Source organism: Bradyrhizobium shewense, assembly GCF_900094605.1.
Lineage (GTDB): Bacteria > Pseudomonadota > Alphaproteobacteria > Rhizobiales > Xanthobacteraceae > Bradyrhizobium > Bradyrhizobium shewense.
Window position 1 is genome coordinate 285,737 of sequence record NZ_FMAI01000009.1, and the last position, 22,462, is coordinate 308,198.

At 62.0% G+C, this 22,462-nt stretch carries 23 protein-coding genes and 1 pseudogene; 9 read left to right on the forward strand and 15 right to left on the reverse strand.

Features of this window, described 5'->3' with window-relative positions:
• Genes GA0061098_RS19585 through GA0061098_RS19595 form a run of 3 tightly spaced genes read left to right on the forward strand, consistent with a single transcriptional unit; the run spans position 1 to position 3,608 of the window.
• Positions 1-1,527 (forward strand): class I adenylate-forming enzyme family protein, encoded by a 1,527-nt coding sequence (locus GA0061098_RS19585; RefSeq protein WP_091959446.1) that lies wholly within the window; start codon positions 1-3, stop codon positions 1,525-1,527.
• Complete coding sequence (locus GA0061098_RS19590) at positions 1,524-2,612, forward strand: NAD/NADP-dependent octopine/nopaline dehydrogenase family protein (RefSeq protein WP_091959449.1); 1,089 nt, start codon at positions 1,524-1,526, stop codon at positions 2,610-2,612. The genes GA0061098_RS19585 and GA0061098_RS19590 overlap by 4 nt, the downstream gene beginning before the upstream one ends.
• Positions 2,613-2,615: 3 nt before the next feature.
• A complete protein-coding gene (locus GA0061098_RS19595; RefSeq protein WP_091959452.1) occupies positions 2,616-3,608 on the forward strand; it encodes a 3-hydroxybutyryl-CoA dehydrogenase in 993 nt (330 codons plus the stop codon).
• Here the strand turns inward: GA0061098_RS19595 and GA0061098_RS19600 are convergent.
• The 6 genes from GA0061098_RS19600 to GA0061098_RS19625 all read right to left on the reverse strand — a co-directional run bounded on the left by GA0061098_RS19600 (position 3,605) and on the right by GA0061098_RS19625 (position 9,952).
• Positions 3,605-4,651 (reverse strand): 2,5-dihydroxypyridine 5,6-dioxygenase NicX family protein, encoded by a 1,047-nt coding sequence (locus GA0061098_RS19600; RefSeq protein ID WP_091959455.1) that lies wholly within the window; start codon positions 4,649-4,651, stop codon positions 3,605-3,607. The genes GA0061098_RS19595 and GA0061098_RS19600 overlap by 4 nt on opposite strands.
• A gap of 37 nt (positions 4,652-4,688) precedes the next feature.
• On the reverse strand, positions 4,689-5,453 hold the full coding sequence (locus tag GA0061098_RS19605; RefSeq protein ID WP_430649269.1) for an ABC transporter permease: 765 nt from the start codon (positions 5,451-5,453) through the stop codon (positions 4,689-4,691).
• A complete protein-coding gene (locus tag GA0061098_RS19610; protein ID WP_091959462.1) occupies positions 5,453-6,238 on the reverse strand; it encodes an ABC transporter permease in 786 nt (261 codons plus the stop codon). Before GA0061098_RS19610 ends, GA0061098_RS19605 begins: the two co-directional genes overlap by 1 nt.
• Positions 6,235-7,080, reverse strand: a complete 846-nt coding sequence (locus GA0061098_RS19615; protein ID WP_091959465.1) for an ABC transporter ATP-binding protein — start codon at positions 7,078-7,080, stop codon at positions 6,235-6,237. The genes GA0061098_RS19610 and GA0061098_RS19615 overlap by 4 nt, the downstream gene beginning before the upstream one ends.
• A 123-nt stretch (positions 7,081-7,203) precedes the next feature.
• Entirely contained in the window at positions 7,204-8,898 is a 1,695-nt protein-coding gene (ilvD, locus tag GA0061098_RS19620) for a dihydroxy-acid dehydratase (protein ID WP_091959468.1), read from the reverse strand.
• Between the two features lie 73 nt (positions 8,899-8,971).
• Entirely contained in the window at positions 8,972-9,952 is a 981-nt protein-coding gene (locus GA0061098_RS19625) for an ABC transporter substrate-binding protein (protein ID WP_091959605.1), read from the reverse strand.
• A 168-nt stretch (positions 9,953-10,120) separates the two neighbouring features.
• Here GA0061098_RS19625 and GA0061098_RS19630 point away from each other — a divergent pair, with 168 nt between their 5' ends.
• Positions 10,121-11,029: an NAD(P)-dependent oxidoreductase gene (locus GA0061098_RS19630; protein WP_165637474.1), complete on the forward strand. Its 909-nt coding sequence runs from the start codon at positions 10,121-10,123 to the stop codon at positions 11,027-11,029.
• 25 nt (positions 11,030-11,054) lie between these two features.
• Here the strand turns inward: GA0061098_RS19630 and GA0061098_RS19635 are convergent, their stop codons facing one another.
• The 4 genes from GA0061098_RS19635 to GA0061098_RS45095 form a co-directional block, all read right to left on the reverse strand.
• Complete coding sequence (locus tag GA0061098_RS19635; protein ID WP_091959474.1) at positions 11,055-11,618, reverse strand: flavin reductase family protein; 564 nt, start codon at positions 11,616-11,618, stop codon at positions 11,055-11,057.
• Between the two features lie 9 nt (positions 11,619-11,627).
• On the reverse strand, positions 11,628-12,833 hold the full coding sequence (locus tag GA0061098_RS19640) for an acyl-CoA dehydrogenase family protein (RefSeq protein ID WP_245323434.1): 1,206 nt from the start codon (positions 12,831-12,833) through the stop codon (positions 11,628-11,630).
• Positions 12,834-12,984: 151 nt separating this feature from the next.
• Positions 12,985-14,253 carry a CaiB/BaiF CoA transferase family protein gene (locus GA0061098_RS19645; protein ID WP_165637475.1) on the reverse strand — a complete coding sequence of 423 codons (1,269 nt, stop codon included), beginning with the start codon at positions 14,251-14,253 and terminating at the stop codon, positions 12,985-12,987.
• A 191-nt stretch (positions 14,254-14,444) separates the two neighbouring features.
• Entirely contained in the window at positions 14,445-15,029 is a 585-nt protein-coding gene (locus tag GA0061098_RS45095) for a hypothetical protein (protein WP_165637451.1), read from the reverse strand.
• 77 nt (positions 15,030-15,106) lie between these two features.
• On the opposite strand from GA0061098_RS45095, the gene GA0061098_RS19655 reads away from it, so the two are divergent.
• From GA0061098_RS19655 to GA0061098_RS19665, 3 genes are all read left to right on the forward strand, one after another.
• Positions 15,107-15,304, forward strand: coding sequence for a hypothetical protein (locus tag GA0061098_RS19655; protein ID WP_091959480.1), 198 nt, complete (start codon positions 15,107-15,109; stop codon positions 15,302-15,304).
• A gap of 150 nt (positions 15,305-15,454) precedes the next feature.
• Positions 15,455-15,799: a response regulator gene (locus GA0061098_RS19660; protein ID WP_091959483.1), complete on the forward strand. Its 345-nt coding sequence runs from the start codon at positions 15,455-15,457 to the stop codon at positions 15,797-15,799.
• A gap of 241 nt (positions 15,800-16,040) precedes the next feature.
• Complete coding sequence (locus GA0061098_RS19665) at positions 16,041-17,576, forward strand: FAD-dependent monooxygenase (RefSeq protein ID WP_091959486.1); 1,536 nt, start codon at positions 16,041-16,043, stop codon at positions 17,574-17,576.
• A 625-nt stretch (positions 17,577-18,201) separates the two neighbouring features.
• Here the strand turns inward: GA0061098_RS19665 and GA0061098_RS43905 are convergent.
• Positions 18,202-18,387 (reverse strand): hypothetical protein, encoded by a 186-nt coding sequence (locus GA0061098_RS43905; RefSeq protein ID WP_129590896.1) that lies wholly within the window; start codon positions 18,385-18,387, stop codon positions 18,202-18,204.
• A 229-nt stretch (positions 18,388-18,616) separates the two neighbouring features.
• Positions 18,617-19,027, reverse strand: coding sequence for a hypothetical protein (locus GA0061098_RS43910; protein ID WP_129590897.1), 411 nt, complete (start codon positions 19,025-19,027; stop codon positions 18,617-18,619).
• Between the two features lie 529 nt (positions 19,028-19,556).
• On the opposite strand from GA0061098_RS43910, the gene GA0061098_RS19680 reads away from it, so the two are divergent.
• Together GA0061098_RS19680 and GA0061098_RS19685 are read left to right on the forward strand one after the other, a co-directional pair.
• Positions 19,557-19,835: a hypothetical protein gene (locus GA0061098_RS19680; protein WP_091959496.1), complete on the forward strand. Its 279-nt coding sequence runs from the start codon at positions 19,557-19,559 to the stop codon at positions 19,833-19,835.
• A gap of 22 nt (positions 19,836-19,857) precedes the next feature.
• A complete protein-coding gene (locus GA0061098_RS19685; protein WP_091959501.1) occupies positions 19,858-20,160 on the forward strand; it encodes a hypothetical protein in 303 nt (100 codons plus the stop codon).
• A gap of 470 nt (positions 20,161-20,630) precedes the next feature.
• On the opposite strand, the gene GA0061098_RS19690 is transcribed toward GA0061098_RS19685, so the two are convergent.
• From GA0061098_RS19690 to GA0061098_RS19695, 3 genes and pseudogenes are all read right to left on the reverse strand, one after another.
• Positions 20,631-21,578 carry an ABC transporter substrate-binding protein gene (locus tag GA0061098_RS19690; protein WP_091959504.1) on the reverse strand — a complete coding sequence of 316 codons (948 nt, stop codon included), beginning with the start codon at positions 21,576-21,578 and terminating at the stop codon, positions 20,631-20,633.
• A 165-nt stretch (positions 21,579-21,743) separates the two neighbouring features.
• Positions 21,744-21,881 carry a hypothetical protein gene (locus GA0061098_RS45100; RefSeq protein WP_165637476.1) on the reverse strand — a complete coding sequence of 46 codons (138 nt, stop codon included), beginning with the start codon at positions 21,879-21,881 and terminating at the stop codon, positions 21,744-21,746.
• Between the two features lie 129 nt (positions 21,882-22,010).
• A pseudogene (locus tag GA0061098_RS19695) lies at positions 22,011-22,462 on the reverse strand (transglycosylase); the annotation flags it as partial.

Genomic DNA, 22,462 nt, shown 5'->3' on the forward strand with positions numbered 1-22,462 from the left:
GTGGACCTCTGCAGTCTGATCGATCGCAATGCGGCGTTCGCGCCAGACAAGACAGCCATTGCCTTCGAAGGCGAACGGCTGAGCTATGCGGCGTTCGCCGCACGCATCGAACGCACCGCGACGGCCTTGAAGCAGGAGCTCGGCGTCGGCCGCGGCGACCGCGTCGCTATCCTCAGCCTGAACCGGCCGGACTATCTGGTTCTGCTCTACGCATGCGCGCGACTTGGCGCGATGCTGGTGCCGTTGAACTGGCGGCTGGCGGTCGCCGAGCAGCTCTTCATTCTCACCGATGCAGGCGCCAAAGTGCTGGTGCTCGAGCAGGCATTTGAAGGAGTTCTCCCCGAGCTTGCGCCGGGGACGTCCGTCGTCGGCCTCGACTTCACGCCATCTCGCGGCACGATATTCGAAAGCCTGCTCGCGCGCAGTGACGGCAGCAGCCGAAATCCGCACACAGATCTCTCCTGCCCGCTGCTGATCGTCTACACATCGGGAACAACCGGGCGGCCGAAAGGCGCGGTGCTGCGCCAGGAGGCGCTGTTCTGGAACGGCGTCATGAGCCAGCACATGCACAACATGACGTCCGATGACCACGTGCTGACCGTGCTGCCATTCTTCCACGTCGGCGGCCTCAACATCCAGACCACGCCGGCGCTGCAGCTTGGCGCGACCGTCTCGGTCCACGCGCGCTTCACGCCGGATACCGCGCTCGCGACCATCGAACAGGAGCGGCCGACACTCACGGTCATGGTGCCTGCGATCATCCAGGCGGTGAGCGAGCATCCTGCGTGGGCGGCCACTGATCTTTCGTCACTCAAGGCCGTCGCCACCGGCTCGACCATCGTGCCGCCGCATCTGATCGAGCGTTTCGTCGCACGCGATGTGCCGGTGCTTCAGGTCTACGGCTCGACGGAAACCTGCCCGATCGCCGTCTACACGCGGCTCGGCGGTGACCTTTCGCGGGCGGGATCGACTGGCCTTGCCGGCCTGTGCTGCGAGGCAAAAATCATCGATCAGGCTGGCAACGAAGTGCCTGCGGGCACGCCGGGCGAAATCGCGGTGCGCGGACCCAATGTGTTCTTCGAATATTGGAGCAACGAGGCGGCAACGCGCGATGCGTTGCACGACGGCTGGTATCGCACGGGGGACATCGGCCTGTGCGACGCCGACGGCTATTTCTGGGTCCGCGACCGCAAGAAGAACTTGATCATTTCAGGCGGGGAAAACGTCTATCCGGCCGAGGTCGAGCGCGTCCTGCTCGAACATCCCGATGTCAGCGAATGCGCCGTGATCGGCCGGCCGGACCCGCGCTGGGACGAGGTTCCGATCGCTTATGTGATCCGGAGATCCGGCTCTCGGCTCGAAGCGGATGAACTCAAGACACACATCCAGACGCAACTGGCCCGCTACAAGGTGCCGCGCGACATCGTCTTCGTCACCGACCTGCCGCGCACCGCACTGGGCAAGGTCCAGCATTTCCTGCTGAAGCAGCTTGATGCGCAGTCCCGCGCGCAAGGAGAAGAATCTTGAAGATTGCAGTTCTGGGTGGGGGAAACGGCTCTTTCGCGGCCGCCGGCGATTTTGCGCTGTCGGGGCATGAAGTGCGGCTCTGGCGCCGCGATTCCAGTCAAGTCGCGGCACATCGCGCCGCCGGCTCGCACATCCTGGTTAAGGACCACAGCGGCCGCCACGACGTGAAGCTCGCGCTGGTCACGACCGACATCGCCGAAGCTGTCAACGGCACCGAGCTGATCCTGTGCCCCGCGCCTGCCTTCGCACAGACCGAGATCGCTCGCCTGCTCGCCCCGCATCTGCGGGACGGTCAGGTCGTCTTTCTGCCGCCAGCGACATTCGGCTCGATGATCTTCGCAGACGCCGCGCGGGAAGCTGGAAACCAGGCCAAGGCAAGCTTTGCCGAAACCGGCACGCTGCCGTGGCTCACCCGCAAGCACGGACCGTTCGAGGTCGCGATCACCATCCGCGCCAAGCGACTTCCAGTCGGCGTGTTCCCGCTCGACCACGCACCGCATGCGCTCGAGGTCATCGGACGCGCTTTCCCCGATGCGATCGAGCCGTGCGGAGATGCGCTGTCCGGGGCGCTGATGAATGCAGGACCCATCATCCATCCGCCGCTGATCGTGATGAATGCCGGCCCGATCGAACATTTCGAGCGCTGGGACATTCATAAGGAAGGCACACAAGCCGCGATCCGGCGGGTGACCGACGCGCTCGACGCGGAACGGATCGCGGTGCGCGAGGCACTTGGTTACGGCGCACCGCATTTCCCGCTCGCTCATCACTATGCGAAAGAAGGCGAGATCTGGATGTATGGCCGCGGCTCGCACGACCGGCTGACGGATTCAGGCGACTGGCGCGAGCGGATCGTGCTGACGGAGCACCGCTATATGCGTGAGGACCTGCGGCTTGGGCTGTCGCTGCTGGTCTCCGTTGCCGGCCTGGCCGGCGTGGCCACGCCGCTGGCGAAAGCTTTTCTGGCGATCGGTGGCGCGATTTGCGGCGAGAACTTTGCGCAGGGCGGCCGAACGCTTGAGACGCTGGGGCTCGATAATCTCAGCAGGGCCGAATTGCAGACGCTGCTTCGCAATGGATTCTGATCGATGACCAATCGCGTCAATATCGCCTGTCTCGGGGCTGGCCGCATGGGGCGCGGCATCGCGGTCGCGTTTGCCTACGCCGGGCATCAGGTCACGATGATCGACGTCAAGGCCCGTAGCGCAGAAGAATTCGCCAAGCTTGAGGCGGACGCGCTCGGCGAGGTCACGAAGACCTTTGCCAGCCTGTCCAAGCTGGGGCTGCTGACGGAGGCCGATGTCGATCCGCTCATCGCGCGCGTCTCGGTGGTGCCCGCCAGCCAGAGCGAGGCAGCGCTCTCCGACGCCGGAATGGTTTTCGAAGGGGTTCCGGAGGTCGTCGAGCTCAAGCGCGAGGTGCTGGGGTCAGCCTCACGGCAGGTCCGACCCGACACGATCGTTGCATCGACGACGTCGACTATCCTCGTCGATGATCTCTCCGGCGCGATCGTGAATCCTCGCCGCTTCCTCAACGTGCATTGGCTCAACCCGGCCTACCTGATCCCGCTGGTCGAGGTTTCGCCCGGCAGAGCCACCGATCCCGCCATCGTCGACGAGGTCAAGGGGCTGCTCGAAGGCATCGGCAAGGTTCCGGTCGTCTGCGCGGCGACGCCCGGCTTCATCGTCCCGCGCATCCAGGCGCTGGCGATGAACGAGGCCGCGCGCATGGTTGAGGAAGGCGTCGCGAGTGCCGAGGAGATCGACAAGGCGATCCGTTACGGTTTCGGCTTCCGCTATGCCGTGCTCGGACTGCTCGAATTCATCGACTGGGGTGGCGGCGACATCTTGTACTATGCCAGTCGCTATCTCGAAGGCGCGCTCGGCAGCGACCGTTACCGCGCGCCGGACGTCATCTCACGCAACATGCATGAAGGCCGGATCGGCTTGCGCACGGGCGCCGGCTTTCTCGATTATTCGGGCATGGACGTTGACGCCTATCGCGTAAAGCGGCTTCAGGCCATGGTGGATCTGCTGCGCCACTTCGACCTGGCTCGCCCACCCGTGCTCGACCGCAATTAGCCGAAGACGTCCTGCAAAACGCCTTCGCGGACGACCGCGACGCCATCGAGCTCGATGGTCGTTCCCATCATCGGCAGGTCGAAATGCCCCGCCGTGTAGCGGCCGGCGAATTCGTTCGCGCCTGTCGAGAACAGGAAATTGCCGGAGACGGCCCGAATCTCGGTACCATTGGTGTCGCGCTGGTCGTACATCGACAGCGCTTCATAACGCGCACCGGGGTTCATGCCGAAACCGACATGCGAGACGGCATAGGCCTCGCGATCGCCCCACGCAGCAAGATAGGCGCGCATCATGGCCGCATCCGTGCCCTCGCCTTCCAGCTCGACGACATAATCGTCCTTCAGCGTCATCGTCACCGGCGACGTCAGATAGCGCTTGAAGGTCAGGTTGATGTCGCCGGGCGCCATCACCAGCGTGCCGTTGATGGTCCCGCTCTTGGGGAAGCTGACGACGATTCCACCAGGCCAATGCGCCAGCGTGCCGGGCTTGTCGGTCCAGCCCCACACACCGACCGTGGACGCGCCGACCATGTCGACATCGAGCGCCGTGCCGGCCTTCGACGTCACCCGCATCCGCTTGGTCCCGCGCAACATCTTGGCCGCCGCACGAACGCGCTTCTCGAGCGCGGGATCCGGTACCATCCGCTCCAGCGCCTCGGGATGCTCGTTCGAGATCACCAGGATCCGCGCGCCGGCCTTGAGGATCTCCGGCGTCTCCACCGCATGCATCAGGCCCTCGACGGTGCAATCCACCACGAAGCCGGCCTGCTGAAGCGCGGTGATGACCGGACCAAGCTTCTGGATCGCTTCGCTTGCCCCCGTTGAGCGAACCGGAACGATATTCCGGTTGCGCGGTGTCGGCATCACCACGTGAAATGGCCGAGCGCCCATGCGTAGCAGCGCGAGCTCCGCCAGATGCACATTCAACGCACGCGACTGGGTTTCCGACAGGATCGCCGCGGTATCGCCGGCCTTGACGGCGCAACGTTCAAAGATCTCGCAAAATGCGTCGATCCATTTTGCCTCGATGCGATCAGCCAGCATGGTACACTCCCGGTCTTCTGGTTTCTTCTTGGTCAGTTCACGCCTCGGGAAAGCCCCGCAGCAGGTACGAGCGCAGCGCGCCGAGCAGGCCATTCAAGATCAGGCCCAGCAGCGAGATCGTGATCAGAGGCACGAACATGTCGACGGCCTGGAAGGTTCGCGCCGCGGTCACGAGCGCGTGCCCCAATCCGTCCGTCGACGTGATCATCTCGGCCAGAAACACCACGATGCAGGAAATGACAAGCCCGATCCGGCATCCGGTCAGGATCGACGGCATCGCCGCCGGCAGCACCACCTTGAAGAGGATTTCGTAGCGCGGCGTTCCCGCCGCCATCGCCGACCAGATCAGCTTCTGTTCGACGGTCGACGCGCCGTAATAGGTCGAGAGCAGAATGGGAAAGAGCGCGTCCGCGGCCACCAATGTGATCTTCGACCCGTGGCCGAATCCGAGCAAAAGCAGGAGCGCCGGATAGAGCGCGACCTTGGGCAGCGGGGCCAATACGCGGACGATGGGCCGAACCACGGCATTGATCGCCGGATTGGCGGCGGCTGCAATGCCGATACTGACACCCAGCACGACCGCAATCGCGAAGCCTGCAAACAGCCGGATCAGGGTTGCCGCGATCTCCTGCTGAAACGTCCACGTCACGAGCTGCTGGAGCAGCCGGCTGAAGACGAAGCCCGGCGGCGGCAGCAAGACCGCGGGCGCAAAGCCAAATGACACCAGGCCCTGCCACAAGGCGATGACCAGCACGATCGGGGCAATCCCAAGAAACACGTTTGCGGAGAGAAGGCGCGTCATCACGAAAAGCTCAGCGGCATGTCGAACTGAGGCTCGGACCAACGCACGAGCCTGGCACGAACCCTTTCAAAAATCGCATCGAGGCAGATTCCCATCGCACCCACGATGATGATCATCGCAAAGACGGTGTCGTATTGGCCCATGTCGAGCGCATTGAACAGGATGTTGCCGGCGCCGGACTGGCGCGCGATCATCTCGCTGGTGATCATCGTGATCAGCGCCAGCACCAGTCCCGTGCGGCAGCCGGTCAGGATCTCCGGCAGCGCCGCGGGCAACACGATCCGCACCAAGCGTCGTGCGGGCGAAAGCCCCATCGCGGCACCCGACCACAGCATCTTCTCTTCGACAGCCTTGGCACCCTCGAAGCTGTGATAGATCACGGGGAGGCTGACGCCCAGGAAGATCACCAATGTCTTGGTGACGTCGCCGACGCCCAGCCAAAGCATGATGATCGGCATCAACGCGGCCTTGGGCACCGGATAAATCACCATCAGGAGCGGATTGAAAAAGGCCGCGACGCTCCGGCTGCGTCCCATCAACAGGCCCAGCGGAATCGAAACCAGCACCGCCACACCGAACCCGATCGCCATGCGGCGAAGCGAGGCCAGGATGTTGATCAAGGATTCCTTGTCGCCGAGAATATCCGGAATTGCCCGGATCGCATCGATCGCCGTCGGGAAGCTGTCGTTCTTCAGCGCAAGCGACGCAACCTGCCACACGGCCAGCAACCCGATGCAGGCCAGCACCGGAGCGGCCCGTCTGATCAAGGTGGCCGACGACATCATGATGCCTGTCCGGCTTCGTCGCTTTCATCGAACATGCGCTCGATATCGACGATGTACTTCTGATAGCGCGGGTCGAGCAACAGCTCGTTGCGGCGGCGCGGTCGCGGCAGATCGATGTCGATGACCTCACGGATGCGGCCGGGCGATTTCGACATCATCACGACTTTATCCGAGAGAAAGACGGCTTCGTCCACCGAATGGGTGACGAACAGCACCGTCTTGCGGTCGCGCTCCCAGATGTTGAGAAGGTCGTTCTGCAGGCGCGTCCTTGTGTGCGCGTCGAGCGCACCGAAGGGCTCGTCCATCAGCAGAACTTCGGGATGGTAGGCGAGCGTCCGCGCCAGCGCCACGCGCTGCTTCATGCCGCCCGACAATTCCTTGGGGTAGAAACTCTCATAGCCCTTGAGGCCAACCATCTCGATCAAGGCCAGGCTCTGCGCTTCCGCCTCGGCGGCGCGCACTCCTTGCTGACGCGGGCCATACATCACATTGCCCAGCACAGTCTTCCAGGGAAACAGCGCAAATTCCTGGAACACCGGTCCGCGATCCGGACCGGGCCTCGTGATCGCATGTCCCTTGATCTTCGCCGAGCCGCTGGTCGGGCTGACAAAACCGCCGACGATATAAAGCAGTGTCGACTTGCCGCAGCCGGACGGCCCAAGGATGGAGACGAAGGCGCCCTCCTCGATCGTCAGCGAGATGTCCGAAAGCGCCACATGATCCTTGCGCGCCGAAGTCTGAAAGACCTGCGAGACGCGGTCGATCTCGATGATTGCAGAAGCCGGCTCTTGTGATCTCACCGGTCTCACCCATTCGCTCGATCTCGCAGGCACTACCGTCATCCCGTCTCTCGTCTCACTCGCGCGAACATTCCTCGACGAACCTGCTGAACGTTCTCCGTCAGCGGCACGAGCTTAGCAAGAAACCTGCCAGACAGGCGGTCGTTTTCGCACCCGTGCGGTGCGTCATTCGAACCACGGCCATTCTGCCGGGCCTTCATGCGTCACGGCTCCGCCCGGCGCCTGGCCCACCAGTCGCGCATATTTTGCGAGCGCGCCTGCACGGTGACGCGGCGGACGTTGCTTCCAATCTCGTCGCCGCGCTGTGAGTTCCTGCTCATCGAGCAGCACATCCATCCGCCGGTTTGCGGCATCGATCCGGATCCTGTCACCGTCGCGAACGAGCGCCAGCGGACCACCAACAAATGCTTCGGGGGCCACGTAGCCGATGCACATGCCGCGGGTCGCGCCGGAGAACCGGCCATCGGTGATCAGCGCGACCTTTTCGCCCATGCCCTGCCCGTAGATCAACGCGGTGACGCCGAGCATCTCGCGCATGCCGGGGCCGCCGACCGGCCCCTCATTGCGGATGACGAGAACCTCGCCCGCCTTGTAGCTGCGGTCACGAACCGATGCGACGCAGGCTTCCTCGTCCTCGAAAACGCGCGCCACGCCTTCGAAGAATTGACTCTTCAAACCTGCGACCTTGATCACCGCACCGTCGGGACAAAGATTTCCCTTCAGCACCGCCACGCCGCCGTCAGGCATGATCGGCGCGCCCGCCGCGTATACGACTTCTCCATCGGGCGCGTTGGCGGTGCCATACTCTTCGGCAAGTGTCCGGCCGGTGATGGACAGGCAGCCGCCATCGATGTGCCCGCTCTGGATCAGCTCACGGATCACGACCGCCGCGCCACCGATGTCGTAGACATCCTTTGCGGTGTATTTGCCCCCGGGGCGCAGATTTCCGATCAACGGCGTCCTGGCGAAGACCTCGCCCACATCATCGATTGTGAATGCAATGCCGGCCTCGTTGGCGATCGCCGGCAGATGCAGCGCGGCGTTGGTTGAACCACCCGTCGCCGCAACGATCGCCGCGCCGTTCTCGAGGGATTTCCGCGTCACGATGTCGCGAGGCAGCGGCCCGCCGCGTTCCAGCATCTCCATGATCAGGCGTCCGGCGCGCCGTGATATCTGCGCACGCTCGGCATAGACACCGGGCACCATCGAGACGTTGGGAATGGTCAGGCCCATCGCCTCCGAGACCATTCCCATGGTGTTGGCGGTGAACTGGCCGGCGCAGGCGCCGGTCGTCGGCAAGCAGGCACGCTCGATCCGCTCGAGCGTGGCGCCATCGATCTCACCAGTCATGAAGCTGCCGACAGCCTCATAGGAATCGAGCACCGTCAGCGTGCGCCCATCCACGCGGCCCGGCAGCGAGCTACCGCCGTAGATGAAGATGGAGGGCACGTTGCAGCGAACCATGCCCATCATCACGCCGGGAAGCGTCTTGTCGCATCCGCCGTATCCGATCAGCGCATCGTAGGCCAGACCATGGACGACGGCCTCAATCGAGTCGGCGATCAGTTCACGCGAAAACAACGAGAACTTCATTCCCTCGTGGTTCATGCTGATGCCGTCAGAGACCGACACCGTCGAGAATTCGCGCGGCGTGCCGCCGGCCTCTTCGATACCCGTCTTGGCCGCGGCCACCTGAAAATCGTGGGTCATGTTGCAGGGCGTCTGCTCGCCCTTCATGCTGACGACGCCCACCATCGGCTTGGCAATCGCAGCGTCGTCGAGCCCCATCGCGCGCATGAATGCGCGGTGCGGAGCCCGGTCGAGGCCGTCTGTGGTGACGCGTGATCGCAACTTCTTCATACGTGCATCTTCTCGTGCCACGTCCCGGATCATCCGGGACGCCGCAAACTCCACGTTCGGATCGTTCGCTCGCCTACTGCAGCGGAGCAACGATTGTCGGATGCTTGAACTGCGCGACATCCAGTTTTGGCAGCATTCCGGTCTCCGCATAGATGTCCAGCATCTTCTGGATCGCGGGGAAGTTCGGCGCCGCGCCTGGATCACGGCCGAAATCGTTATCCTTGAGCAGGTAGGTCTCGAGCACCGGGAGCGGCGCCTTCAGCACTTCATTGACGACCTTCAAGGTCTCCTCGCGGTTGGCCAGCGCCTTCTTCATGCCCGAGGTGATGTCACGGACATAGGTTTTGACCAGTTCCGGGTTCTTGTCGACGAAATCGGCACGGCAGGCTTCCAGGATGTGCACGATGTTCGGCATGGCCTGGGACAGCGAGAAGAGCTTCCTTGTGCCGCCCTTTGCCTCTGCCCGCGCGGCGAACGGCTGGTTCATATTCACCGCATCGACGCGGCCTTGGCGCAGCGCATCCTCGGAGACAGCAAAGCCGACCTCGACCAGCTTGATATCCTTGGTTGGATCGACGCCATTCTGCTTCAGGAGCAGGTTGAACGGGCCTTGCGTACCGCCGCCGATCACGGAAATGCCGACCGTCTTGCCCTTGAGATCAGCGATCGTCTTGATGGGCGAGTCATCCATGACGGCCCAATAGACCGAGAAGCCGCCGGGCTTCTCGAACACGTGCTGCGCCACGATGTAGGCTTTGAGATTGCCGCCGACCACACCATTGGCGAGCGACAGCGGCGCCTGCGTCGCGCAGTCCAGTGCGCCGGCTGCCAAGGCCTGCGTCATCGGCGCGGTGCCCTGGAATTGGGTCCATTCGATATTGTAGGTCTTGCCGATACTGGGAAATTCAGCCGGGCGGCGCATCATCCAGTACTTCGATTCCTCGGCCGGGATCGTCCAGCCGACGCGGATCGTCTGCTGCGCCCATGACGGGCTTGCCCCCGCGCTCACGGCCGCCGCCCCCAAAGCCAGGATCCATCTCGAAACGGTTCGCATCGTGCCCACTCCGCTGCTCCGGCGCCGACAGGCGCCACCCAACCCCGACCGGGCTCAAATCTTTCATGGTTCAAACAATCAGGCAAGCCATGCGAGCCCGGCGGTTTTGCCGTCCGACGCGCAATGTATGGTAAAGCCACGTCGCGCTGCGGCAGAAGGAGGCAACCTATGGCTGATGCGAGCAAGGCAAACCCGCAAGGCGTCGAGAGGCTCGGCTATCTCGGCCTTGGCCTGATGGGAACGCCAATGACCCGACGCCTGCTCAAGGCCGGCTATCAGGTCACTGTCTGGAACCGTTCGGAGGGCAAGGTGGCTCCGCTCGCCGAGGCCGGAGCCAGGCGCGCGGTCACGCCTCGTGATCTCCTGACGAACTCCGATATCGCCTTCATGTGCGTGACGGATGCCGCGGCCGTCGAGGAGGTGATCTTCGGGCCCGAGGGGCTCGCGGCAGCGCCCGGCGCAGGCAAGCTTGTCGTCGACTTCTCGTCGATACATCCCGACGCCGCCCGCGATCTGGCAAAGCGACTGAAAGCCGCCAATGGCGCCGGCTGGATCGATGCACCGGTTTCCGGCGGAACGAAGGGCGCCGAGGAAGGCACCCTTGCGATCATGGCCGGCGGAGAAGCAGACGAGATCGAGAGGGTTCGCCCCTACGTGCAGGCCATGGCGCGCAGGTTCACCCACATGGGCCCGACCGGCGCCGGCCAGACCACGAAACTCTGCAATCAGGTGATCGTGGGATGCGCGATGGCCGTGCTGGCAGAAGCCACGCGCCTGGCCGTCAACGCCGGTATTGACGCCAATCGCCTGCCCGAAGCGCTCGCCGGCGGCTTCGCGGACTCGATCCCGCTTCAGCTTTTCGTGCCCAGAATGGTGCAAGGCATTCACTCGCCCCCGCTCGGCCACATTGCCACGATGCTCAAGGATCTCGATACGGTCGCCGACGTCGCGCAGGCGACATCGACACCGGTGCCGATGGCCTCTCTTGCGGGACAACTTTTCAGACTGGCGAAGGCCGCGCGCGGCGCGGAAGCGGACGCGCTAGAGATCTACAAGCTTTCAGCGGCAGAGCGCTAAGCTGTCGAGCGAGATCTGAAGCACGTCAAGGCGACGTCTTGCGCTCGTCATCTGCGAGGAATCGGCCGAACGCCCCCCGCGCGAAGAGCAGCGGCTCCTTCGTACTGTAGGTGTAAGCCTCGACCGCGCCGAGAAAGATCACGTGGTCGCCGCCATAGTAGCGATTCACGGAGCGGCATTGAAAATTGGCGACGCTCTCCGCAAGCACCGGCGCTCCGCCGAGGCCCGGCGCCCAGTCCACGCCTATGAACTTGTCGTCCGACGACTTGGCGAATTTTGTCGCAAGCGCCTGCTGCGAAGCACCAAGCACGTTGACGGTGAAATGGCTGGCGTTCTGGAAGATGGTCAGACTAGCGGAATAGACGACCAGGCTCCACAGGACCAGCGGAGGGTTCAGCGAGACGGAGGCGAACGAATTACAAGTCAGTCCGTAGGGCTTGCCGTCAGGCGCCGCGGCCGTGATGATCGCCACGCCCGTTGCATAGGTTCCGAGCGCGTTGCGAAAGTCGCGAGGATCGATCGACGAGCTGTCGCTCGCGAACTCGTTGGCGGGATCGGGAGCGCCGGGCTGCTGCGGCAGATCATTCATCGGCCGGCCTCACAGCGTGAGATTTTCGGACGGCAGGCCCAGCGCCACCCGTCCATAGTTGGTCCCGGCCGCATCGAAATTGAATGCGAGATGCGAGTTGATCGCGTGCGCATCGCGGAATTGCCGCTGCAACACGCCGGTCGTGAACAGACCGCGCGCGCCGCTCGCGGCAAACAGCATCGAGACCGCCTCCGTGCACAGGTTCACCGAAAAAGATCCGTCGCGCCGATAACGGGTCTTGGTTGCCATGCCAGGGATGTGACCAAGCCGCGCATTCTCCATGGCATCGAGGCACGCCGACCGCATGATCAGGCGCGCGGCGTCGATCTTCGCCGAGGCCTCCGCGATCTTGATCTGGGTGCTTTGAAAATCGCTCAACTTGGCCCGGTTGTAGGTTGAAATACGATGACGTGCGACCTCCGTATAATCGTCGAGGCACGCTCGCGCATTCCCCAGCGCGACACCGGAGAGGACGTATGGGAACAGCGAAAACACGGGCAACGCATAAAGCGGATTTGGATTGACCGTGCTTCCCGGCGTTGGGCCGCCTGAGAGGTCACCGACGGCGACTGTCATATGGTCAGCCACGAAGACGTCCCTGACCTCCACGTCGCAGGACCCCGTCCCGCGCAATCCCGCGACGTTCCATGTGTCCAGCACGCTGTAATCGCCCTTCGGCAGCAGAAAGATGCGATACTCGATGCCGTCGGCCTCGTCGTCGGAGTAGACCACGCTTGCGAGCATGTTCCATTCGCAGGAGGCAACGCCGGAGGAGAATGGCCAGCTGCCGCGCAGCTGATATCCGCCCTCGACTCTCGTGGCGCGTCCGGCGGGAAAAATGAACGAGGATGCGATCAGCGCATCGGGATCACGGCCCCAGACCAAATCCTGCGCCTTTTGCTCGAACATGCCGAGCATCCAGTGGTGGCTAGCCAGATTGGCGAGATTCCAGGCTACCGATGCATCCGCCTGTCCGAGCAGCTCAGCGCAGTCGACAAGAGCGACATAGTCGAGCTCGGCGCCGCCAATCCGTGCCGGTTGGAGCATCCGGAACAGGCCGGCTTCATGGAGGTCCATCTCGGTTTCCGACGGGAGATGCCGCAGCTCCTCGGTCCGCGCCGCCCGCTCTCGTAGTCGCGGCACGAGGGCCCGGGCCTTCGCGATCATCGCCGCATAGGCGCGTTCGCCGGCTTCCGGCCCGGTGGGCTGACCCATGCTCGGCTTTCGACCAGGCGCCATTCGCTTCCCTCACTTTGGCGTATTTATGCGGCCGGCCCCTTGCCAAATCAAGCCAATGCAGCAGGCATCACGAAGCATCGATTCCCATACCGCGCGATGTCTGTTGCCAGGGACTGACGGCTCCGGCTTAAACCGGAGTAGAGGGCTTGCCCGAGCCAAAGACGCCCTTCCGGGTAAACTCCGCGATCCGACGCTCGTCATAACCGAGCATGCTGCGCAAGACGTCCTCGGTATGCTCACCTAACAGCGGGGCCGCAACGGGATCGATCGCGGCGGTCAGGCTCATGGTAATCGGCGGCTCCATGTTGGGCACCCATTCCGCTGTACGGTGCGGAATGCGGCTCAAGCGATGGCGCTCGCGAGCCTCTGGCGAATTGAACCCCTCCTCGACCGTACGGAGATAGCCGACCGGAATATTGGCCAGCTTCATTTTCGCCATCCAGTTCTCGAGCGTATCGCTGGCAAAGACCTCCGCAATGGCTGCCCGCAAAAGCTCCTTGTTCTCGGAACGGGCCTTGCGCGAGGCAAACTGCGGATCGGTGATGAGATCAGGCCGGTTCAGCACCTCGACCACGAGCCGGCGATACAGCCGATCGTTGGCGCAGGCCATGTAGAGCGGCCCATCGGAGGCCTCATAGACGCCGACAGTGGGAGACCCGCTCGGCGAATTGCCGAACCGGCCGGGATTTTCGCCGTTGATGAGATACGCCATGCCGTAGAAGCCGGTCATCCCCATCGCAACGTCGAACAAGGCGACTTCGACATGCTGCCCGCGGCCAAGCCGGTCCCGGGCCAACAGCGCCAGCAGGATGGCGTTACAGGCAGACATCCCCGTCGCCATGTCCACGATGGGAGGGCCGGTACGAACCGCCGGACCGTCGGCAAATCCGTTGAGCGACATGAAGCCGCTCTCCGCCTGCGTGATGGGATCGAAACCGGGGCGCGAGGCGAACGGTCCGGAGCGTCCGTAGGCGGAGATCGAGCAATAGACCAGCCGGGGATTGAGCGGGGCGACCGCGTCATAGTCGAGCCCGAACTTCTTCATGACCCCGCTCGAAAAATTCTCCACGACCACATCCGCCTTGCGGATCAGATCCAGCGCGATCTCGCGAGCCTCCGGCACGGCAAGGTCGAGCGCAATGCCGCGCTTGTTGCGGTTCAGGCTGAGATAGGCGGCGCTTTCGCCGCCAATTTCCGCATGCTCATAAGCGCGTGTGTCGTCCCCGCCGTCGGGGTTTTCGATCTTGATGACGTGCGCGCCAAAATCGGCAAGCGTCTGGGTGCAGGCCGGGCCGGCGACGACACGCGTGAAATCGATGACCAGCAGACCGTCGAGCGCACTCGGCCCTTCCATCGCTCGCGACGAACGTTCCGGCAATTGAGGCTTGGTCGGCATCGATAGCGCTCCCTTACATCGGCTTATGGCCGCCGAATTTCCTGCAAGAGCAAACTTAAAGCCCGGCGCCGCCAACTTCGCAAGGGCCTCGCTGGCTTCACCTGAAACGCAAAAACGGCCCGGCAGCGCCAAGCTGCCGGGCCGTTAGATATTTGAGCGTATGGAGGCTGCGCGCATCTTGCGCAGCAATTCTAGTCTGAGAAGGTCACGTCCGTGATCGCCGCAAATCCAGCCAAAGCGTCAGTCGAGCCAAATCCAAGGACCTTGTCCCAGACCAGCAGCTTTGCGAAGTAGAACGCCACGCAATAGCCCATCAGCTTGTCGGGCTCGTAAGCGCGAGCGATATCAGATAGGCAGTCATCATCCCTCCATAAGAAAGAAAATGCGCGGCAGATCGCGCCAGGCGAGGCGCGATCGTTTCGGGCGCGAACCCTATCTCCGTGTCTTCCGGAGACCGCAGCGGCGCGGGCAATGGGCCGAGCGCCGCGGGCCGGCACGTTCGCGCGTGCACGGCCGGCAATGGTACGGACGACGGCGCGCCGATCGGCGCTCCAGGTGTGACGAGTGCATGGCCGTAATGCGCCGCCGCCGTCCGATCTCGAAAATCGAGACGAAAAAACCCGCAGCGGATGTGCTCCGCGCGGGTGAACCAAGCTCGTCTCGATGATGTCATTATGCCGGTGTTTTGCCCGACGTGTCAAAGCCCCGTTGAAATAAACAGCCCGCTGCAGATATTCTCCGCGCGGGCTGAACCAAACTTCTTTCGATGATGCCATTCTGCCAGTGTTTTGCCCGACGCGTCAAACGAACTTACCGGCCCGGCGAAAGTTAGCCGATCAGGAGGATCGGTGAGATGACATTTGAGATGACGTCACCAGAGACATCGCGAGAATTGCCCGGAGCCAAGCCGCGCATCGAGGAGCGCGAGCCGCAAGAGGCGATCATCGAAGACGCCGGCGAGACAAAGGAGAGCGATCGCGATCTCGTGCACGGCGATGGCGGCACCATCGACGTTCCCGCCAAGCCCGGCGATTTGTCGAAGGACGATTAGGCGGACCGGCGTCCGGCGGGCGTTTCGATGACGCCGTTCTGCCGGTGTCTTGCCCGAGGCCACAAACATCAGTCCACGCGGCCGGGCCTTTGCGGGAACTTATCCGGCGAGAGGCGCGTTGAGTGCTTCGTCAGAAGGAACGTTCCTGCGATGAGCCGCACTGTCCTGGTTGTTGACGACGATCCCGCCGTCCTCGACGTGATCGTGGGCATGCTGGAAGATCTCGGCTGCGAGGTGATCAGCGCCCTAAGCGGCCTGGATGCACTCGAACGGCTCGAGCAGAACCAGGACATCTCCATCCTCATCACTGACATCAACATGCCCGGCATGGATGGTCATGAACTGGCCGAGCTGGCCAAGCGCGTCCGCCCCGAGCTGAAGATGCTGCAATTGTCGGGTCGCGAGCCCCGGCGCGGCGGCCTTCCGATGATCAGGAAGCCATTTTCGTACGAGGAGCTCGCCGACATCATGCAGCGGACCACCGGCATCAGCTGACCATCCAATGCCGCAAAAGAAAACCCGCCGCAGATTGCTCTGCGCGGGCCGAACCAAACTCTTTCGATGATGCCTTTATGCCGGTGTTTTGCCCGACGTGTCAACGCGGCGAACGCGGAAGAGGAAGTCCCTCCTCCCAACTCAATATGTGGTGCGCAACGGGCTTGCTTCAAGTCCCCGCCTCTGCCGTAGAACCCCCGACCCGGGAAACATCCAAAGCAACCAGCCGAGGGGTCACGACATGCCTGTACTGCTTCCGACGTCCCGTTCACGCCGCCAGCCACAGGGAGTCGACGCGCGGAACCGGATGCCGCCCGACCACGCGGTCGTGATCGCCGGCGGCGGCCCGACCGGGCTGATGCTGGCCGCGGAGCTCGCGCTCGCAAAGGTCGATGTCGCCATCCTCGAGCGGCGCGCGAGCCAGGATCTCGTCGGCACGCGCGCCAGCGGGTTGCATGCGCGCAGCATCGAGATCCTCGATCAGCGCGGCGTTGCGGATCGCTTCCTGCGCGAGGGACAGATCGTCCAGCTCGCGGGCTTTGCCTGGACGCGGCTCGACATCAGCGATCTCCCCACAAGGCACGCTTACGGGCTGGCGCTGCGGCAGAACCACATCGAGCGCATCCTGGCGGACTGGGTCGAAGAGCTCGGAGTGCCGATCTATCGCAATGTCGAGCTCACGGGCTTCGCACAGGACGATACCGGCATCGACGTGGCGCTCTCCAGCGGCGAGACCTTGCGCGCAGACTATCTCGTCGGCTGCGACGGCGGTCGCAGCCTGGTGCGCAAGGCCGCCGGCATCGATTTCGCCGGCACCTCACCGACGCTCAGCAACCTCATGGCCGAGGTCGAGATGCGCGAGGCGCCGGAATTCGGCCTGCGTCATGATGCACTCGGCTTTCACGGCCTCAGCAAGACCGAGAGCGGCCGCGTGCTGGTCGTCGTGACGGAAGCAACGCTCGCGCGCACCGGCGAGCCCAGCTTGCGCGATCTCAGCGATGCCCTCGTCGCGGTCTACGGCACCGATTTCGGTGTCGAGAATCCCGCCTGGATCTCCCGTTTCACCGATGCGGCCCGGCAGGCCACCACCTATCGCAAAGGACGCGTGCTGCTCGCCGGCGATGCCGCGCATATCCATCACTCCGTCGGCGGACAAGGCCTCAATATTGGCGTGCAGGACGCCGTCAATCTCGGCTGGAAGCTGGCGCAGGTGGTCCATCGCGTCTCGCCGGACAGCCTGCTCGACAGCTATCACGCCGAGCGCCATCCCGTCGGCGCGCGCGTGCTGCGCAACACCATGGCGCAGATCGCCCTGCTCCGCCGCGGCGACGACGGCCTCAAGGCCGCGCGCGACGTCGTCGCCGAACTGCTCGGCATGGAAGAGCCGCGCAAACGTTTTGGCGCGATGATGAGCGGGCTCGACATCCACTACGATCTCGGCGAAGGCCACGCGCTGCTGGGGCGGCGCATGCCGGATCTCGAGCTGAGCGTCGAAGGACGGAAGCTGAAACTGTTCACGCTGCTGCACGGAGCGCATGCGCTGTTGATTGATTTCCGCGACGCGCGGGATTCCGACATCGCGCCCTGGGCTGATCGCGTCAGACGCATCAACGCTGGGTATGATGGCGCGTGGGAATTACCTTCCATCGGGCAGGTCACCGCGCCAACAGCCGTGCTGGTACGGCCAGATGGCCATGTTGCATGGGTGGGAAACGAAAACCAACATGGACTCGAGGAAGCGCTGACGAAGTGGTTCGGACCGGCTGCTGCGGCGTAGCGCCCACACAACGCCTGAATTGGGCTGGCGGCCCAGATGCCCGCTCGTCTCTCCCGAGGAGCACAAACAGCCGACATCATTGAATGTCGGCGATGGGCCAGAAGGCGACATCCCGGGCTTAGCCTGCTATGAAAGAGGACAGCGAAAGGACGAGCGATAAGGTGGTCGTGACGATGTATATTCGTGCCGAGATTTCGAGATGGGTTTCTGACGAATTTCCTGGGTCCGTGGAATGCCGGTTCGCCGATAGGTCGGGCGCGGAATGGGTGATTATCGAGAAGGCGCCGGTTCTATGTGATGGAGACCTCCGGTCCGACAGCCGATTTCCTCGACCCATTCTTATTTCATGCGAGGTCATAGCGAGACGACAAGGTAGTGCTGGGCGCGAAATCGTTGACATCACCACTGAGGCCCCTTGGGGCATATCAGCCTCAGATGGTACGACCAAATTCCAACTGTATGCCGAGCAGCTACAATCTGACCTGAATAGCACCTAGCAGCCTTCGTCCGCTATGGGTCAGAAGCTGCCATCACGCAACATGCCGAGATTGGTCAGCTAAGGGCTCGTGGTATCACCAGGTGCAGGGCCCGAGCAGCGCTTTAAGGGACGAAGGCATTGTTGTGGTCACAAGGATGGCGGCCCACGTTCTCGCTGCGCCTTGTTTCTTGAAAATTCGACATCGCAATAAAAATATCCGCAGCTTACAATTCGGCTAAAGAAATAATAACGACCGAAAGTTCTGATCATTGCCATCAGCAGGGCTGTCGCGACGATCGCCCAAGCAATCTTCGGTATATCCGGCAATTTCATTTTTGGCGTTGTCCTCACCCCAACGAGCCTTTTCCATCGTCGGTACTGGCCACTTGTCTGGTGCACTGTTAGTAGAATGATTCACGCGCAACTATGGCGCTAATTAAGCTGAGACACTACCAGTTATTCTCGAGCTGTCCGCTTTGGGTCAAAAGCTGCCGTGGCGCACATGCTGCGATTGGTCCGCTGAGGGCCAGAAGCTGACCTCGCTCCTAAACTAAGACCTTCGTCAAAAGCTGCCATCAGGACGTGGAAACCCCCGCCCTTTCGGAGGGGCCTGTTCGATACAGGTCTTCGCCCGGGCGACAATTTCCTTTGGTGATAGCTCCTTGAGAATTCGATCACGTTCATTCCCAAAAATAAAAGCAAGCTCCATGAGACGTTCACGTTCGCCTTCGGGCTGACGCGTATCTAACCTTCTGAAAGTCGCCGACGCGTTCTGATGGTTGATCTCAGCGTCGTTCGCTTTCTGTCGCAGCGAAGCGTCAGTCGAGACTTTGCCCGTTTCCATAAGCTTGTCCGCGACAAAAATGGTCGTCGCGCAGGTGAGATGGACGTCCTCCTTGGGAGAACAAGCCGCTACAGATAGGCTCGTAGCAGAAAGCAGAACTAAAACGGCGGTTTTGCAGAGAGGGATCACACTTAATCTCGGTTCTAACCGGTGGACCAAATTGCCGACAACTCCACCCCACTTGTGGGTTGCACAACAACACTCCGTCAACCGAGAACACGGTGAATGCTCAATTTTCCATGAACAGAGGAAGTCTGCTACGGGTCACAAGCAGCCCTCAGCGGGCACACCCTGTAGGTCAGCTAGGGGCCATAAGCTGACCAAAGCCGCTTCGGGTCAGCGGCAGACTTAATGGTCTGCAAACCCTAATCGTCAGAGAGCCGCCATCCAAATGCGTCCCGTGGTACCTTAGCGGGCATGTCCCCCTTCAGCATTCGCTCCACCCTTATGCTCGTCCTCGTCGTCGGGGGCTCGTCTAGCATCTACGCGTTCCTCGGTCTCAACCTAATTGTGGTACTGATAGCGGTTGGCCTAGCCTGCCTTCTGTACCTTCCGTTCGCTAAGCGCTACGGGTGGGGCAATGAAGGGCGGCTCACAAGGCATCTCAGTCGTCCACTCTTCGAAGACGAAAGCCGCAAATCCAATTGATTGTGCTGGAATGAACTGGCTGATTGCTCTTGCATTCTTTGGATTTTGTTGGTGGCGTGAAGCAAAAGCGCGCGAACGAGCCGCTGAACTCGCAGCAACGGGAATTGTGCTCCCACCCTTGTATTGGGTGTCGAACGCGCTAGTCGCTATCCTGTTGGGCCTCGTGTTGTACATTGCCCACATCCACAATCAGTCGCCCGTTCCAGCCTTCCTCTGGCTCGCCGCCTTCGCGATCATTGTGGCTTTGCTTTTCCTGCGCCGCGCGCTGAAATGGCGCTACCCTGTTTAGATTGGCCGGCGGATGTTGTCTCATGGGCAAGTTCTATAGCGATGAGCAGGTTCAAGAAGCTCTTGCGGCACTAGAAGCTTGCGCGCCCGGCAGCTGGGAGACCTTGAAGAGGCTGGCCTCTATCACTCGTCCTCACACTGAGGATGAGGAGGTCGAGCTAACATCCATCACGCGAGTATTTGATATTGTCTTTCCGAAGCTGCAATTCGTCGCTCAGGCGATAGATTTAGATGAAGCAAGATTTGAGCTGAACCTGGATATCGGTAACGCTGTTCGCGCGGCTATCGCGTCAGATCGGGACAGCTCTCAATTGTTCAAGCGATAGGAAACGCATGCTCTCGCTTGACATACCTATGGGCGGTCCTTGCCTCCACGGCCGCATGGGGGGTCATTTCACTTCGCCCGGCGTGATCCACGCTCAACATCTTGGATGAAAATCGCGGTTGCCGGGTCTCTATTGCTCGTGACCGCAGCGGCACCTCTTTGGATACGAGGTGAGATCATAGGAGAAGGTTTGGCAGCTCACCTCCTGCTACTCGCATTCTGGGCAATGATCGGCCTTGGTGCGCCTCTGTGCCTTGGGTCGGTAGTCGGTTCACTGGGTGCAATGTACAGGAACCGGCGACTATAATCGTTGAGTGGGGTCCTCCGTAGTCCAGCGCGCCGCTATGGTCCGCAATGGGTCAAAATCAGCGGTCGAGACCCCTACCAGCTGCTTCCGGTTTATACTCGACAGCCGACACTCGGGCGAGCATTCCGCTGGGCAGCGATGGGCCATAAGCGGAAACCAAAAACTCACTCGACCGTCCTGTCAGCGCGAGTGAGTAGCATCGGCGGCATTTCGACACCTAGCATCTTGGCTGTCTTGAGATTGATGACCAGCTCGAATTTTGTCGGCTGCTCAACAGGCACTTCGGCTACCTTTGCGCCTCGCAATAGTCTTGCTACCTGACGCGCGCATTGGTCGAAAACCGCACTGAGCCGGGGACCATATCCCATCAGTCCGCCTTCTTCCGCCTGCTCGGGCCACTGCAGAATTGCGGGTAGGCGGCGGAGGGCCAGCCGATCGCGGATCAGGTACTGGAATTTCGATGCCAGGATCGGCGAGGCCAGCAGGTTGACGGCCCCGACCTCTTCGACCTTCAAAGCGTCAATCACACGGATGATATCATCCTCGGATCGTGCGGCAAACGGAACGATCTCGACGCCGAGCCTCTTAGCAGCGCTTTCGAGAGTACTCATGTTTGGTATCGGCAGGCGGTCGGCGAGAACGGCTATTCGACGGATTGCTGGCAATGCTTCATGCAGCAACTCCAATCGCTTGGCGTCGAGCTGGAACGCAAAGATGGCAACACCAGTAGTGTTGCCTTCGGGATGCGGCATCGAGGCGACAAGCTTGCTGCCAAGTAAGTCGTCCGCGATCACCACGATCGGAATACGCTGCGTTGCTTTCTGTGCTGCACGACCTGCTTCGGCCCCGACCGCCATCAGCACATCTGGACTTGCCTGGACCAGCTCAACGGCCACATCGGCATAAGACACGGTAGCCACGCTTTCGCCACGGCTCTCGATCTCAACGTTTCTGCCTCTGACAAAGCCGGCTCTGTCCAGCTCATCGAAGAAGCTGAGCGGTACCGGACCCAATGCCGCAACGCGATACCGCCGGCCAGCCCGCTGTGCGCTGGCTTTGAGCGGCAAGGCCGCAGCGCCAGCAATCAGCGTGACGAACTCGCGCCGCTTCATGTGGACCCCGGGAGCATCTGACTGGTCTCAGTCTAGCACATAGGAGGCGAAGAGTGGCATCGGCTTCGGGTCACAAGCGAACTTTTGACCAAGCATCGATGGAGGCCAGCTAGGGGCCAAAAGGTGACATTGCGGGAAGGGACGAGGCCGCCAACTGAAGCGGCCTTAATTCATCTTCTGGCGAAGCTTCCTGATGATCTCGCGGAGTTCGTTGTTGACGTACTCCTCGATCACGCGCCTCGCTTCGTACAATCGTGACGGCTTGGCTTCCTTATCCTCAGTCTGCTTGTCGATCCCGGGCATGGGCCGATGGAAAGCCGAGGAGGCCGATACCTTTTGAGATAGATCAAGGGAGAGCGGCAATTGAGCCGGACTTACTTCGGCGGCACTTGGTCTAGCGTGCAAGCGTGGCAGGGCCTGCCGAAAACGAATTTACTGGCTTGCCGTCGCAGCGGCAGTCGCCACATATTTCGTGTAGAAATCGGCGACCCGGCCGCGCCACATACCGACGAACGCCTCTGAAGTCACGTTGTCCACCGATTTCCAAGTACGCTTGAACGCTGGAAGTGCATTGCCCCAGATAGCGCGTTTGCACCACCTTCCGCCCTTCTCCTTGCCTTCGCTGGTGGCACACATGGATTTCCAAGCGATGCGAGCGGGCTGGCTGATGTGCTCAGCGGCGCCTTCCCAGCCCTGCTGATGGATCAGGTAAAGATCGCTCAAGTCCGGCTTCCGATGCGTGATCCACTCGAAAAGGATGCCTTCGGTAATGACCTTATAGGCGGCCGCAACGGCGTTATCCCGCGGACTGCGAATCTGCCCGAAGCCGAACTTCCCGAACTCATATTGGCTCAGCTGAAACAGGCCGATATACGACCCGGTGC

Bases quoted from the DNA above. Each gene is read 5' to 3' on its own strand.
- GA0061098_RS19610 (WP_091959462.1), bottom strand. From the start codon at position 6,238: ATGATGTCGTCGGCCACCTTGATCAGACGGGCCGCTCCGGTGCTGGCC.
- GA0061098_RS19605 (WP_430649269.1), bottom strand. From the start codon at position 5,453: ATGACGCGCCTTCTCTCCGCAAACGTGTTTCTTGGGATTGCCCCGATC.
- ilvD (WP_091959468.1), bottom strand. From the start codon at position 8,898: ATGAAGAAGTTGCGATCACGCGTCACCACAGACGGCCTCGACCGGGCT.
- GA0061098_RS19655 (WP_091959480.1), top strand. From the start codon at position 15,107: ATGACATTTGAGATGACGTCACCAGAGACATCGCGAGAATTGCCCGGA.
- GA0061098_RS45100 (WP_165637476.1), bottom strand. From the start codon at position 21,881: ATGCCCGGGATCGACAAGCAGACTGAGGATAAGGAAGCCAAGCCGTCA.
- GA0061098_RS19630 (WP_165637474.1), top strand. From the start codon at position 10,121: ATGGCTGATGCGAGCAAGGCAAACCCGCAAGGCGTCGAGAGGCTCGGC.
- GA0061098_RS19680 (WP_091959496.1), top strand. From the start codon at position 19,557: ATGAACTGGCTGATTGCTCTTGCATTCTTTGGATTTTGTTGGTGGCGT.
- GA0061098_RS19615 (WP_091959465.1), bottom strand. From the start codon at position 7,080: ATGACGGTAGTGCCTGCGAGATCGAGCGAATGGGTGAGACCGGTGAGA.
- GA0061098_RS19640 (WP_245323434.1), bottom strand. From the start codon at position 12,833: ATGGGTCAGCCCACCGGGCCGGAAGCCGGCGAACGCGCCTATGCGGCG.
- GA0061098_RS19600 (WP_091959455.1), bottom strand. From the start codon at position 4,651: ATGCTGGCTGATCGCATCGAGGCAAAATGGATCGACGCATTTTGCGAG.
- GA0061098_RS19635 (WP_091959474.1), bottom strand. From the start codon at position 11,618: ATGAATGATCTGCCGCAGCAGCCCGGCGCTCCCGATCCCGCCAACGAG.
- GA0061098_RS19595 (WP_091959452.1), top strand. From the start codon at position 2,616: ATGACCAATCGCGTCAATATCGCCTGTCTCGGGGCTGGCCGCATGGGG.
- GA0061098_RS19665 (WP_091959486.1), top strand. From the start codon at position 16,041: ATGCCTGTACTGCTTCCGACGTCCCGTTCACGCCGCCAGCCACAGGGA.
- GA0061098_RS19625 (WP_091959605.1), bottom strand. From the start codon at position 9,952: ATGCGAACCGTTTCGAGATGGATCCTGGCTTTGGGGGCGGCGGCCGTG.
- GA0061098_RS19690 (WP_091959504.1), bottom strand. From the start codon at position 21,578: ATGAAGCGGCGCGAGTTCGTCACGCTGATTGCTGGCGCTGCGGCCTTG.
- GA0061098_RS19645 (WP_165637475.1), bottom strand. From the start codon at position 14,253: ATGCCGACCAAGCCTCAATTGCCGGAACGTTCGTCGCGAGCGATGGAA.
- GA0061098_RS19660 (WP_091959483.1), top strand. From the start codon at position 15,455: ATGAGCCGCACTGTCCTGGTTGTTGACGACGATCCCGCCGTCCTCGAC.
- GA0061098_RS45095 (WP_165637451.1), bottom strand. From the start codon at position 15,029: ATGGCATCATCGAAAGAAGTTTGGTTCAGCCCGCGCGGAGAATATCTG.
- GA0061098_RS19685 (WP_091959501.1), top strand. From the start codon at position 19,858: ATGGGCAAGTTCTATAGCGATGAGCAGGTTCAAGAAGCTCTTGCGGCA.
- GA0061098_RS43905 (WP_129590896.1), bottom strand. From the start codon at position 18,387: ATGAAATTGCCGGATATACCGAAGATTGCTTGGGCGATCGTCGCGACA.